Here is a 13,327-nt window from a genome sequence, read left to right as displayed (position 1 = left end):
CATGACGCGCCTGCCTTTGCCGCCCTCGCTCTATGCCGACACCGCCGTCGCGCCGGTGGCCACTCCGCCGCTCGACGTCGACAAGTCGATCTCGGTCGCAATCATCGGCGGCGGCTACACCGGCCTGTCCACCGCATTGCATCTGGCCGAGCAGGGTGTCGAAGCGCTGGTGCTGGAGGCGCAGGAGCCGGGCTGGGGCGCGTCCGGCAACAACGGCGGTCACACCAACCCCGGATTGAAGCACGACCCCGATCAGATCGAGGCCGATTTCGGCCCTGAACTCGGCCGCCGCATGATCGAGTTCGCCTACGGCACCACCAACTTCACGCATGATCTGATCCGCCGCTACCAGATCCCGTGTGAGGCACGGCAGAACGGCACGCTGCGCGCGGCCTATCATGAGGCCAGTACTGCCGCGATCGAGAAGACGGCACAGCAATGCATCCGCCGCGGCATGCCGGTCAAATATCTGAACCGAGAGCAGCTCCGCGCGATGACCGGCACCGACCGCTACGTCGGCGCCATGCTGGACACGCGCGGCGGCGATCTGCATCCGCTCAGCTATGCCCGCGGCCTTGCGCAGGCCGCGATCTCGGCCGGCGCAAAGGTGCATGGCGAGACGCCCGCGCTGTCGCTGCGCCGGGACGGCTCGCGCTGGCGCATCGAGACGCCGCGCGCAGTGGTTCATGCCGACAAGGTGCTGCTCGCCACCAACGGTTTCACCGACGATCTCTGGCCGGCGCTCCGCCGCACCATCGTGCCGGTGTTCTCGTCGATCGCCGCCACCGCGCCGCTGTCCGACGAGGTCGCACGCTCCATCATGCCGACGCGTCCGGTTCTCTACGAGAGCGGCCACATCACGGTCTATTACCGTATCGACCAGCAGAACCGCCTGCTGATGGGCGGCCGCGGCCCGATGCGCTGGATCAAGTCGCCCAATGATGTCGCTTACCTCATGCGATACGCGGAGCGGCTATGGCCGCGGCTCAAGGGCGTCGCCTGGACCCACGGCTGGAACAGCCGGCTGGCGATTACCGCGGATCATTATCCGCATGTGCACGAGCCCGCGGAGAGCATCCTGATCTCGCTCGGCTGCAACGGCCGCGGCGTTGCGCTTGCGACCGCGATGGGCGCTCAGCTCGCGCGCCGTCTGATCGGCGGCGCCGAGGCCGAAATCGACATGCCCATCACCGGCATCAAGCCGATCCCGCTGCACGCGTTCTGGCCGCTCGGCGTGACGACCGCCGTCATCGCCGGCCGGGTGCGGGACCGACTCGGCATCTGAAAAAGGCGCCGCCCTGTGAGGAGCGACGCCTTACATGATTGGCAGATCGGGCCTCAGCAGCGGCCTTGCTTCCACAGGCCGGGCGGGCAGCCATAACCGCGCCAGCCGACCTTGCGACCATGGTACCATCCGAACGACTTGCCATGGTGATGATGGCCCATCTTGTGGCCATGGCCATGGCCATGACCGCCTCCATGGCCGCCCTTGGCCAGTGCAGGGCCTGTCAATGTAAAGCCGGCCGCGATGATCAGCGACGCGGCGAGCGCAAGTTTCTTCATCATGTCCTCCACTGGGGTGAGCGCCTTTGTCCGTTGAGCGAACGAACCGTACGCAGCCAAGTTCCCTACGAATGTGGAGGAGTCGTGATGCTCGCCTGGATGCGTAATCGCGCGAGAACTCAACGCGCGCTGGCAGAATCGCGCAGCGATCCCCAGCGCTCAGGCTTCCGCAACCGCGTCGGCCCAGGGCTGAAAGATCTCGACCGCGCCGAAATTCGTGTCGCCCTCGCGCATCACCACGCTCGGGCAGGCGAATTTCTGCGGTAGCGTCTGCACGCGGGTCTCTTCATAGTCGAAGCGCGCGGCCAACGTCTTGCGCACGTCCGCGGGCAAACGAGCATCGCCGATCACCACCGCGCCTTCGCTGGCGTCGATGCGCGGCTGATGGATGGCGGCGTCGAGATCCATGCCGTAATCCATCGCGAACGACACGAGCTGCAGCACCGACGGCAGGATGCGGCGGCCGCCGGAGGCGCCGACGGCGAGGCGATTGCCGTCCTTGGTCTCGGCGATGACGGGCGTGTAGTTGCAGAGGCAGCGTTTGCCGGGCGCGAGCGAGTTGGTGGTGCCCGGCGTCGGGTCGAACCACATGATGCCGTTGTTCATGGCGATGCCGGTGTGCGGCGTCACATACCGCGAGCCAAAGGAAGAGAGCAGCGTCTGCGTCACCGCGGCGATGTTGCCGTGGCGGTCGACCACGGAGAAATGCGTGGTGCAGGCCGGCGCCAGATATTCGGCACCGAGCGAGCGCTTGCCATCGGCATCGCCCATGTCCTTGAGCCGCTCGCGGAAGGCCGCCTGCAGCGCGAGTGCATATTCGACATAGGCGGCCGCGTCCGGCGCGCCTGCGGGCGTCAGGCTCTGCTGCAACAGGCGCAGCGCGTGCGCCATGGTGGGCCCGGCCGTGAGCTCGGGCGTCGCATACACCTTGCCGCCGCGATACGGGATCGCCAGCGGTTCGCGCAAATGCGCGCGGAAGGCAACGAGGTCCTCGACCGACAGCGAACCGCCGTCGGCCTTGATGTCGGAGGCGATGCTCCTGGCGAGATCGCCCCGATAGAAGTCGCGCGGCCCGGCCTCGGCGAGATGCGACAGCGTCGCTTTCAGCGAGTCCTGCGGCAGCCGCGTCTCGGCCTTGATGCCCCATGGCGCGCTCGGTGGCAGGCCGTCCTTCAGGAACGCCGCCGCGCTGGCGGGATATCGCCTGAGATCGGCGGCCGAGCCCGAGATCGTCACCGTGGTCCACCAATCGACCAGCAGGCCTTCGCCGGCGAGCCTGGCTGCCGGCGCGACCAGATCCTTCCACGGCATCCTGGCGTAGCGGCGATGTGCTTCTTCCATCCCGGCGACGACGCCGGGCACGGCGATCGAGCCGGGGCCGTGGATGTTGCGATCGTCCTTCACCCGCGGCCAGGGGAAGAGATCGGACGCAGCGCCTACGCCGCTGAGCGGATAGTCGGTGACGCGCAGGCTCTGCGGCGCGCACATGCCGTAGTCGATCACCTCATAGCGATTTTCCTTGGCGCGGTAGAGCACCATCGCACCGCCGCCGCCGATGCCGCTGTTCCAGGGCTCCAGCACGTTCAACGCCATGGTCGTTGCCACGACCGCGTCAACGCAGTCGCCGCCCGCCGCCAGCACCTGCGCCCCGACTTCGGCCGCTCGCCGCGATTGCGAAGCGACGATGCCGCCCTTGGACGTGACTGCCGGTTTGCGGACGGTTTGGTTGAGGCTGAACTGATGAGGCATGATGTCGTCTTGATGTTCTGTGCTGGCTTCGTTGCGTTGACTTGCTTCGCGATTGGCGAAGCCGGCGGACAATGGCACATTGCGACCAACGAGAACATCCAAAGGGAGGCGCGACATGGCTGGTGTGAAACGGGCGCGGGATGGCGCCGTCGGAATCCTGACGCTCGACGAGCCGGCGAGCCTGAATGCGATGACGCCGGATCTGCTCGGCGCGCTCGCCGCCGCCATCGGCGAGATGTCGCAGGACGAGGGTATTCGAGCCCTGATCCTGACCGGTGCGGGACGTGGCTTCTGCTCGGGACAGAATCTGAAGGCGTCGGAGGCGCTCGGCGAAGACATCGCGGCCGGCGTCATGCGTTTCTACTGGCCGGCCTTCAAGGCGCTACGCGAGTGCCGCGTGCCCGTCATCGTCGCCGTGAACGGAGTAGCCGCCGGCGGCGGCTTCAGCCTCGCCATGGCCGGCGACATCATCGTCGCGGCGCGGTCGGCGAGCTTCATCCAGGTGTTCAGCCGCATCGCGCTGGTGCCGGATCTCGGCTCGACCTGGCTGCTGCCGCGGCTGATCGGCCGGCAGCGCGCGCTCGAGCTGATGTTGCTGAACGAGCCGCTGACGGCAGAGCGTGCCCAGGAGATCGGCCTGGTGCGGCAGGTCGTCGACGACGCGAAGCTGATGGACGAGGCGCTTGCTTTGGCGCACCGGCTCGCCGAGGGCCCGACGCGCGCTTTGGTCGCGACCCGCCTGCTCGTCGAGGAGAGCGAGCACGTGACCTACGAGGCGCAATTCCGCCGCGAGATCGAGCTCCAGGCGGTGATCCGCAAGAGCGCCGACGCCGTCGAAGGTCGCAATGCCTTCGTCGAGAAGCGCAAGGCGAGGTTTACGGGGAGGTAGGGCAGGGGCACGCTTCTCACTACGCCGTCATGGCCGGGCTCGTCCCGGCCATCCACGTTCTTCGGAGTGGCCCAAAACGTGGATGCCCGGGACGAGCCCGGGCATGACGAGTGGAGAGACTGTTGGTCGGCAAGCAGGGCCCGCTCAGAGGCCGCGGTTCCGCCGGCTGGCCTGATACTTGGCGCGCCATTTCGGGCCAGGCCCGCGCATATAGTGAAGCTCGGGGCGGTAGGGGTCACCGGCGACCCTGACCAGCGTCTGCCATTTGGCGGCAACGAAGCTCAGGGGCTCGCGGAGCAGGCTCAGGGAGGCGATCAACATGGCATCACCTCAATGCGGCTTGCCGAGCATGGCGGTGAAGGGGAGGTCGAAAATCTCCTCGCCGTCGTCGTCGCTGACATGGATCACCCAGTCGCGCCAGTCTTCGTTGCTCGGCGTCTGGATCATCGACCGCATGATCTGGGAAGCGCGGTCGCGCGCCTCGGTGAGATTGGAGACGGCGGCGCCGTAGCGGTCGATCAGCGTGCCCTCGGTATTGGAGCAGTGAAAATAGACCTGGACCATATGCGCCTCCTGGCGGAGCAATTTGGATGGCAAAGCAATACCACCCGAAGCCTTCGCGAAACATTCGGGTCGAACCCGGTAAGGGAATTTACGGATATTGGTCGGTCCCAAGGTCGGAACAGGTTTAATCACAGGCGGGTGATGTTGAACTGGACGGCATTTCCGCGGCATGGAACAGCTTTTCGCGGGAAGTCTGGGGAGCCCACCGTGAGCTATTTCACATCTAGGCGCGAACGCCGAAGGCTGCGCGCATATGCGGCGGTCTTGGTGGGCGTCTTGGCGGGAGTCTTGGCGGCCTTGCTTGGGCTCGGCTCGGTGGCGTCATCGCAGCCGCTCCGCCGGAGCGGCTATGCGATCGGCGCGGACACCTGCGGCAACGGCGATCTCGCTTTCCCCAGAATCCAGATCGACATGAAGGCCGGATTTTGCGCCGGGCTCGTCGCCAGCGAAGAAGACCGCCTCAAGTTTCCGCGGTCGATCGTCCAGGTTCCGGACCGCGACCTGTTCGTGGTGGCAGACATGGGCGGCTGGGGCCACAGCGACGGACGGTTGCTGCTGCTCGATCCGCGCGCGCCGCAGGGCGGGCGGCTCAAGGAGCTTCTCGCGGGAATCGAATATCCCTTCGGCCTCGCGATCGGTCCGGACAAGAAGCTCTACGCCTCGACCGCCGAGACGATCTTCCGGTTCGATCCGCTCGCCGACAATCCGCGCGGCACGGTCGAAACCATCATCCGTCACATGCCCGGCCGCCGGATCAAATTGCCCGACGGCACCAGGCTCGAGGAAAGTGCGCATCCGCTCAAGCAGTTCGTCTTCGACAGGAACGGGCGGCTGTTCGTCAATGTCGGCTCGCACAGCGACGACTGCATCACGCCGGCTCCGATCACAAAGCCTTGCGCGGCGGCCGAGGGCACTGCCGCCATGGCCTCGATCTGGCTGTTCGCGCCGCCCGCGGGCGGCGTCTTCCCGGCGCTGAAGCCCGGCGATCCCGATCCGCCGCACAGCGTCTATGCGCGCGGCCTGCGCAACTCGATGGCGCTGGCGTTGCATCCGAATTTTCCTGATGCCGGCTACGCCTTCCTGCAGGGCGAGAACAGCCGCGACCTGCCCGATATCTTCAAGCCGAACGAGGAGATCAACGCGATTCTGCAGGGCGGGCACTATGGCTGGCCCTATTGCTACGACCTTTCGACGCCGAGTCCCGAATTCAGAAGCGTGCTGCAATCCGGGGCCTACAAATCGTTTTGCACGGCAGGCGCGCTCTACAAGCCGCCGTTCACGCTGCTGCCGCCGCACGGTGCGCCGCTCGCGATGCTGTATTATCACGGCGCCAAGTTTCCGGAGCTGGAGGGCAAGCTGCTGGTCGGCCTGCACGGCTATCGCCCGACCGGCAGCCGCCTGCTCGTCTACGACGTCGACGACCACGGTTTCCCCAAGCCAAGCGCAGCCCCGGTGCGCTATCACGTCAGTTGTGCGGCCGAGCCGACGCGCAGCTTTCAGACCGAGGCCGGCGAGGTGGCCGCCGCGCCGTTTGACGAGCTGATCGCGGGCTGGCACCGCGTCAACGGCGCGCGGCCGCAAGGCGCGCCGGTCGGCATGACGGTCGCGGAGGATGGCGCGGTCTGGCTGGTCGAGGACAAGAACCGGAGCGTGATCCGCATCGACCGTGCCGCGGGCGATCCGCCGCCACCGCTGCCGTGCGACACCCGCAGCGAGGCGATGATCGACCAGCTTGCGGCCTTCGTCGCCCGGGACGCGCAGAACAACGTCCGGCTGACCACGCTGCGCAAAGGCCTCGTCGAGCGGCACTGCGTCGGTTGTCATTCGGATTTCGGTTTGAAGCCGGCTCAATCGGAGGCTGAGAAGGACGGCGCAGTGCTCCGCTTCATGCTCGCGCAGGACGGCTGGATCTATCCGGGCGATCCCTCTTCCGGCAGGCTGCGCACGCGCCTGCGCGGCATCGGCGCGGAGAAGCTGATGCCGCCGGGCGGCGAGAGCCTGCCGAAGACCGAACCCGGTTATGCGCGCCTGCTCGACACCATGGACCTGCTTGTTGCGAAAATGGTTCCGGGCACACGGATGCGGATCAAGCCCGGCCCACCGCAGCGCAAGTTCTTTGGCAAAACCGGCAAGGAATGCGGCGAAATACCGGCCGGGAAGGTCGTTGTCGTGACACAAAGCAGCGCTGTAGACAAACCCGGCTTCAGCCGATTCTTCCGGCCGGCCGATCCCTACCTGAACGGCGAGTGCACCGACGGCGATGGCTATCACATCCGGCAGGAATTTCTGGTGCCTGTGCAGTAGCGTCCTCGTCGTCGTTGCGACGGCTTCCGCGCAAGCGGAGACGAAGCTGTTCGAAAGCGCGCAGGTGACGCCCGCCGGCGAATACACCTTCGGCATCGAGGGCCCTGCAGCGGACCTCGACGGCAATCTGTTCGTGGTCAATCTCGGCAAGCCCGGCACCATCGGCAGGCTGCCTGCGGGCGGTGCGGCGTCGCAGCCGTTCACGGCACTGCCCGAGGGCAGTGTCGGCAACGCCATCCGCTTCGATCGCAGCGGCACCATGTTCATCGCCGACTACAAGAAGCACAACATCTTTGCGATCCCGAAGGGGACGACCGCGCCGGCCATCTGGTTTCATTCCGACGAGATGAACCAGCCCAACGACATCACGATCGCCCACGACGGCACGATCTATGCGAGCGATCCGAACTGGAAGGGCAGGGAAGGCCACATCTGGCGGATTGCGAAGGCCGCCGACGGCACGGTGCAGGGACAGGTGATGGCGTCACCGCGCGCGATGGGCACTACCAACGGCATCGATCTCAGCCCTGACGGCAAGACGCTCTATGTCGGCGAATCCAGCAACGGTCAGATCTGGTCCTATGCCATCAACGGCACCGAGCTGACGGCGGCAAAGCTGGTCAAGACATTCCAGCCCGACACCGTCGATGGCTTGCGCACCGACGTTTCCGGCCGTCTCTATGTCGCGCGCATCCTCAAGGGCACCGTCGCGCTGATGAAGCCCAATGGCGCGGTCGAGCGCGAGATCGCACTCAAGGCCAAGGAGCCGACCAACCTCGCCTTCGGCGGCAGCGACGGCAAGACCGTCTTCGTCACCCAGCGTCAGGGCGGCTTCATCGAGTCCTTCCGCACCGACCAGCAGGGCCGCGAGCACTGCCTCCAGCGCGGGCGCTGCTGAGCCATGGCTTTGGGTTGAAACGGTTGCCGTGGGTGGTTCACCTCTCCCGCTTGCGGGAGAGGTCGGCGCGTCCGGGCGATGCGAAGCATCGTCCCGCGCGCCGGGTGAGGGCTTTCTCCTTTTAGGGATCGCCCCATTGCGGATGCACCCTCTCCCCAACCCTCTCCCGCAAGCTGGAGAGGGAGCGCACCTCGCTCGTTCACGCGACAGGTTGCGGCATTCTTCTTGCTTGCATCCTGCGGCCGCAGCGATCAAGACATCTGTGGCATCTTCAAAACGACCACGGAGTGCTTGAGTGAAAGCCGTCCATACCGAACTGCACCGCAGCCACGATCCGCAATTCTTCCTGGTTCGCGGCGTCGTCAAGCGCACCACCGAGCAGCCGGAGCGCGCCGACCGCCTGCTCAAAGGGTTGAAGGACGGCAAGCATCAGCTGGTCGAGCCGACCAAGTTCGGGCAGGGGCCTCGCGCGCGCATTCACAGCCCGGAATATCTGTCGTTCCTGAGCGAGGCCTGGGACGCCTGGACCGCGCTTGGCGATTCCGGCCCGGAGATGATCGGTAACATCCACCCGGTGCGGCATGCCGCGACCTATCCGACCCACATCGTCGGCAAGCTCGGCTGGCACACCGCCGACACCGCGGCGCCGATCGGTCCGGGCACCTGGGCCGCGGCCTGTGCCGCAACCGACGTTGCGGTCACGGCCGCGCAGATGGTGATGGACGGCGAGGATGCGGTCTATGCGCTGTGCCGTCCGCCCGGACACCACGCCTATCGCGACATGGCCGGCGGCTTCTGCTTCCTCAACAACAGCGCGATTGCAGCAGGCCATCTGCGGCAGAAGCACGAACGCGTCGTCATCCTCGACGTCGACGTCCATCACGGCAACGGCACGCAGGGCATTTTTTACGCACGGCCGGACGTCTACACGGTGTCGATCCACGCCGACCCCATCGCGTATTATCCCTATGTGTGGGGCTATGCGCACGAGCGGGGCGAAGGTCCGGGCCTCGGCACCAATCTCAACATCCCGCTTCCGATCGGCACCGGCGATGACGGCTACATGCAGGCGATGGAGCTCGCACGCAAGGCGATCGAATCCTTTGCCCCCGGCGCGCTCGTCATCGCGCTCGGTCTCGATGCCTCCGAACACGATCCGCTGAAGGGACTGTCCGTCACCACGCCCGGCTTCCGCCGCATCGGCCAGGCCATCGCCAGGATGGGCCTGCCGACCGTGTTCGTCCAGGAAGGCGGTTATCTCTCGGATATTCTGGGCGCGAACCTGACCTCGGTGCTGGCCGGTTTCGAGGAGGCAAGGTGAGGTCTCCTTGCCTCTCCCCGCTTGCGGCAGGGGCTATAGCATATGGGACCGATCTCGCCTGTGGCCATCCTTCGAGACGCCCGCCGTTGGCGGGCCCTCAGGATGAGGACCGAGTGCGCGGCACAAGTTTCAGCAAGCACCAATGCTGCTTAGCCTCATCCTGAGGAGACCGCGAAGCGGTCGTCTCGAAGGGCGAGGCGCGTGCTCAGGTCTCGCAAAGGGTCATATGCGATTGCCTGCCGCTTGCGGGGAGAGGCCGGAATTTGCGTCGGCAGATTCCGGGTGAGGAGAGTCTCCGCGGGCTCGACCGGCACCGTTCGCTGGGACGACGGGCCAACCGCGGAAGGCGTCATTCAGCCGCTTGCTTCAGCGGCCAGGCATTGCGGCTGATGGGGAGTCCGCCGTACGCGCCGGAGCCGTCGGCGATCGCGAGGCGATGCGAAGGCGACGGCGAGCTCAGCGAGAAGTGCCAGCCGTCGGGATCGTCGGCGATATCGGGCTTGAAGCTGATCTCGATGGCCTCGCGCGACACCTGCATCGCGAAGGCGTCGAGCGGCAGATTGAGCCCAAAGCCCCTGGCCTTCAGATAGGCCTCCTTGAGCGTCCAATAGTCGAAGAAGCGCTCGATCGCTGCGGGCTCGGGCAATCCGCGCAGCGTTTCGACCTCCTCCGGCGCAAAGAAGCGAAGCGCGGTGGACAGCGGCGCCACGCGTCGCGACACGGTTTCGACGTCGACGCCGACGGTCTCATGCCGCGACACAACGCAGGCGACGCAGCCGTCGGCATGAGACAGGCTGAAATGCAGCGCGGTCGAGGTCGCGGGTGCTGCGACAAACGGCCGCCCGTAACGGCCGGCCCCGAACGACCAGTCGGACGGCGCGACGTTTGTGGCGACCTGCGACAGCGCCAGGCGCAGCATGGCGTGCGCGAAAATATACTGCCGTCGATGCCGCTCGAACATGAAGCGATCGGCCCGGATCCGCTCGTCGACCGAGAGCAGCCGTCGGCACGTCTCGACCGCGCCCGGCGCGTCAATGGACTCGATCAGTCCGACAAAGAGTTCAATTCTGTCGTCCGCCATCAATTGGGCCTTTTGCGTCAGGCAGCGGGCAAATTCCCCGTCCCGACGGAAGAAACAACTGAGCAAGAATCAACCACGCAGCCGCCTGTAGCGGTCCACCCGGGCGAATTCTTGTCGATTTGCAGGCCGGTTTACAGGCGCAAGCTTGTGCGAGACCCCAACTCGACACGCGAGCAGCCCCTCCGAAAAGTGAAGCCTGAAGATCTCAGGGCGTCCCGGCCGACGAATTCTACTTCTTCTCGGTGCCCGGCAACTTCGGGCGACCTTTGCGGTACCTGTCGCTCAAGAGGTACCCCCGGCAAATCTGCTGAAGCCCATAACAATCCCCCGTCGAAATAAATCGTCCAAATCAAAACGCAGGGACATCTTGCGCGGCGACGTCAAATAATCAAGCCGCAACTTGGCCATTCACAGCTTTGGCGGGTGAACCCGTGGTCATCCGTGTTGTGCGGCTCGGGCCGCCCTGCCAGCGAGGGCTGCCGTCGATGGCTAACGAGTCGTTTCATTTTACCTTGATTCCGTTTGTGAGTTTCCCCCGTCTCCCGGTGCGGCTATGAGTGCGGCCTGATGCCATTTGAGCGCGCTCCATGCATTCCGTTGCCCTGCTGACTGCCAGCTACGCCAAGGATATCGAACGATTTTCGCTGCTCAGCGAGAGCATCGACACCTGGCTGACGGGATACAAGCGGCATTATGTTCTCGTTAACGATGAGGACGTGCCGCTTTTCGCGCGCTTCGCGTCCGACAAGCGGGTCATCGTTCCGGCCTCGCGCTACTTGCCGAAATGGCTGTTCGCACTGCCGCCAGCGCTTCAGTTCATCAGCAAGCGGCGCGTCTGGCTGTCGCTGCTGTCGTCGCCGGTGCACGGCTGGCACATCCAGCAGATCCTGAAGATCGCCGGCGTTCTCAACGCGCCCGAGCAGCGCGTCTGCATCCTGGACTCCGACAATCTGTTCTTCCGCGAATTCGACGTTGGCCAATATGCCGGCGCCGAGAAGACGCCGCTGTTCGTCACGCCGAAGGACATCGGCGCCGACCACCCGCTGCATGGGCTGTGGCTGCGTACCGTCGATCAGCTCCTCGGCATCAAGGGCCGCTCCTTCCCCGCCGACGATTATGTCGGCAACGCGCTGGTCTGGGACAAGGACACCGCGCGCGCCATGACTGCCGCCATCAAGTCGGCGACGGGGCTGAACTGGGTGCTGGCGCTGTGCCGGAAGAAGAAGTTCTCGGAATATCTCATGTACGGCCATTTCGTCGCGAACTCGCCCGCGCATCTGGCCACGCACCGGGTCACCGAAGCCAGCATCGCGGTCTCGCATTGGGACGACACGCCGCTCGACCGTCCCGCCATCGAAGCGATGATGCGCGCCGCTTCGCCCGAGCAGGTCGCGCTCTGCATCCAATCCTATTCCTCGACCTCGGTCGAGGACATCCGCGACGTGTTCCGCCTCTCGTCGCGCGATCGCCGGGCTCCGAGCCTTGCGCCGGACCACATCGACGATGCGGCCGCTTTCGTCGTGCCGAAGACGCGCTGAGATCACGGCCGCCAAGCTGTTGGTCTCGGTTCAACCTCTCCCCGACGGGGAGAGGTAATCCTCAGGCGTCCTTCGTAAACTTGCTGATCACGTCCAGGAACGGCTTCGGCTTGAACTCCCCGTCGAGCGGCAGCGGGCGGTTCGGCTGCTTGTCGGCGCGGGCGAAGGTGCCGTTGATCCAGCTGTAGCGATCCGAAAGTCCCCAGGTCAGGATTGAGCGCACCGGGCCGCTGGTCGAGATCGCGGTGAGGAGATCGTCGACGCGCTTGGCGACGATGGCGTCGCGCTGCGCAGGACTTCCCGCCAGCTTCTGGTCGTCGACGTCGAGCTCGGTGACGAGCACATCCAGCCCCCACGAGCGCAGCTCGGTGACGAATTCGGCGAGCCCATGGGTGTCGATCTCGAGCTCGGCATGCAGATGCGATTGCAAGCCCACGGCGTGCAGCGGCACGCCCCGGTCAAGCAGGTCCATGATCAGGTTGCGATAGGCGGCGCGCTTGGCAATGAACGAATCCTTGGCCGATTCGATGTCATATTCGTTGATCGCGAGCTTGACCAAGGGATCGGCCGCGGCGGCGGTGCGGAAGGCCAGCGGAATCCAGCCTTGACCCAGATGCTGCGTCCAGAACGTGTCGCGCCGGTCCTTCGGACTGCGGGGGTTGTCCGGGATCGGCTCGTTGACGACGTCCCACGACGTCAGCTTGTCCTTGTAGTAGGAGACGACGGTGCCGATGTGGTCGACATAGGCGCGCTCGACGCCGCGGGTATCCTTGATCTGCTTGGTCCAGTCCGGAATGTCGTGATACCAGGCGAGCGCGTGGCCGCGCATCGTCAGGTCGTTATCCCTAGCGAAATCCAGGATCGCGTCGGCGCGCTCGAAATTGAACGTGTGGGCGTTCGGCCGCAACATCGGCCATTTCAGCTCGAGCACCGGCACCACCTGCGTGCAATAGGTGCTGATGGCTTCGCCGAGCCTGGGATCGGCCTGCAAATCCCAGAGCGTGGCGGCCGCGCCAAAGCCGGGGCGGCGCTGCGCAAGCTTCGACGCCGGGGCCGCGGATGCCGTTGCGCCCGCCGCAAGGGTTGCGGCGCTGCCGAGGAGAAATTCGCGTCTGTCGAGCCGGGTCACGGCAGTCCTTTTCGAGCCAACACAGCCATCGTATCAAGCGGGGACTTGCGACGCCGGGGTTTTGCCTTGTTGGGTTAACTCCTGCCGTCTGCCGGTCATGGTTTCCTCGCATGATCGCGCCTTGCCGTTCAAGGAAGGCCAAATTTAACGCTAACGCGCGAAAGCGGCTTCAAGGCTTCATTTGCCGCCCGATCTGCAGACTTATGTGACAATCTTCAGCGATGCTGCGGCGCAGTTAGTTCGCCTCGCCAAGGTCCCATTGATTAACGGCCGTCACATTCGCAAGAAAGC

The 13,327-nt window shown here is 65.4% G+C and carries 12 protein-coding genes; 6 read left to right on the top strand and 6 right to left on the bottom strand.

Going from position 1 to position 13,327, the window contains the following annotated elements:
- The first annotated feature begins 1 nt into the window (after position 1).
- On the top strand, positions 2–1,285 hold the full coding sequence (locus AC066S_RS12545; protein ID WP_478269812.1) for an NAD(P)/FAD-dependent oxidoreductase: 1,284 nt from the start codon (positions 2–4) through the stop codon (positions 1,283–1,285).
- 53 nt (positions 1,286–1,338) lie between these two features.
- Here AC066S_RS12545 and AC066S_RS12540 read toward each other — a convergent pair whose 3' ends face one another.
- Positions 1,339–1,563: a hypothetical protein gene (locus tag AC066S_RS12540; RefSeq protein ID WP_245481478.1), complete on the bottom strand. Its 225-nt coding sequence runs from the start codon at positions 1,561–1,563 to the stop codon at positions 1,339–1,341.
- Between the two features lie 159 nt (positions 1,564–1,722).
- A complete protein-coding gene (locus AC066S_RS12535; RefSeq protein ID WP_478269811.1) occupies positions 1,723–3,312 on the bottom strand; it encodes a gamma-glutamyltransferase family protein in 1,590 nt (529 codons plus the stop codon).
- Positions 3,313–3,427: 115 nt separating this feature from the next.
- On the opposite strand from AC066S_RS12535, the gene AC066S_RS12530 reads away from it, so the two are divergent.
- Positions 3,428–4,201: an enoyl-CoA hydratase-related protein gene (locus AC066S_RS12530; RefSeq protein WP_478269810.1), complete on the top strand. Its 774-nt coding sequence runs from the start codon at positions 3,428–3,430 to the stop codon at positions 4,199–4,201.
- Between the two features lie 144 nt (positions 4,202–4,345).
- On the opposite strand, the gene AC066S_RS12525 is transcribed toward AC066S_RS12530, so the two are convergent.
- Together AC066S_RS12525 and AC066S_RS12520 are read right to left on the bottom strand one after the other, a co-directional pair.
- Positions 4,346–4,522 (bottom strand): hypothetical protein, encoded by a 177-nt coding sequence (locus tag AC066S_RS12525; RefSeq protein WP_478269809.1) that lies wholly within the window; start codon positions 4,520–4,522, stop codon positions 4,346–4,348.
- A 9-nt stretch (positions 4,523–4,531) separates the two neighbouring features.
- On the bottom strand, positions 4,532–4,765 hold the full coding sequence (locus AC066S_RS12520) for a DUF6894 family protein (RefSeq protein WP_135170376.1): 234 nt from the start codon (positions 4,763–4,765) through the stop codon (positions 4,532–4,534).
- Positions 4,766–5,032: 267 nt separating this feature from the next.
- Between AC066S_RS12520 and AC066S_RS12515 the strand changes: the two genes are divergently transcribed.
- The 3 genes from AC066S_RS12515 (at position 5,033) to AC066S_RS12505 (ending at position 9,288) form a co-directional block, all read left to right on the top strand.
- Positions 5,033–7,069, top strand: coding sequence for a PQQ-dependent sugar dehydrogenase (locus tag AC066S_RS12515; protein ID WP_478269808.1), 2,037 nt, complete (start codon positions 5,033–5,035; stop codon positions 7,067–7,069).
- Positions 7,026–7,967, top strand: coding sequence for an SMP-30/gluconolactonase/LRE family protein (locus tag AC066S_RS12510; RefSeq protein ID WP_135170378.1), 942 nt, complete (start codon positions 7,026–7,028; stop codon positions 7,965–7,967). Before AC066S_RS12515 ends, AC066S_RS12510 begins: the two co-directional genes overlap by 44 nt.
- A 295-nt stretch (positions 7,968–8,262) precedes the next feature.
- A complete protein-coding gene (locus AC066S_RS12505; protein ID WP_478269807.1) occupies positions 8,263–9,288 on the top strand; it encodes a histone deacetylase family protein in 1,026 nt (341 codons plus the stop codon).
- Positions 9,289–9,637: 349 nt separating this feature from the next.
- On the opposite strand, the gene AC066S_RS12500 is transcribed toward AC066S_RS12505, so the two are convergent.
- A complete protein-coding gene (locus AC066S_RS12500; protein WP_478269806.1) occupies positions 9,638–10,369 on the bottom strand; it encodes a 4'-phosphopantetheinyl transferase family protein in 732 nt (243 codons plus the stop codon).
- Positions 10,370–10,956: 587 nt separating this feature from the next.
- Between AC066S_RS12500 and AC066S_RS12495 the strand changes: the two genes are divergently transcribed.
- Positions 10,957–11,907, top strand: coding sequence for a DUF6492 family protein (locus AC066S_RS12495; RefSeq protein WP_478269805.1), 951 nt, complete (start codon positions 10,957–10,959; stop codon positions 11,905–11,907).
- A gap of 61 nt (positions 11,908–11,968) precedes the next feature.
- On the opposite strand, the gene AC066S_RS12490 is transcribed toward AC066S_RS12495, so the two are convergent.
- Positions 11,969–13,036, bottom strand: coding sequence for an endo-1,4-beta-xylanase (locus tag AC066S_RS12490; protein ID WP_126260106.1), 1,068 nt, complete (start codon positions 13,034–13,036; stop codon positions 11,969–11,971).
- Positions 13,037–13,327: the final 291 nt, after the last annotated feature.

The sequence above is a fragment of the Bradyrhizobium sp. CFUWI genome (genome assembly GCF_056429085.1).
This window is presented reverse-complemented; position numbering and strand designations above follow the sequence as displayed.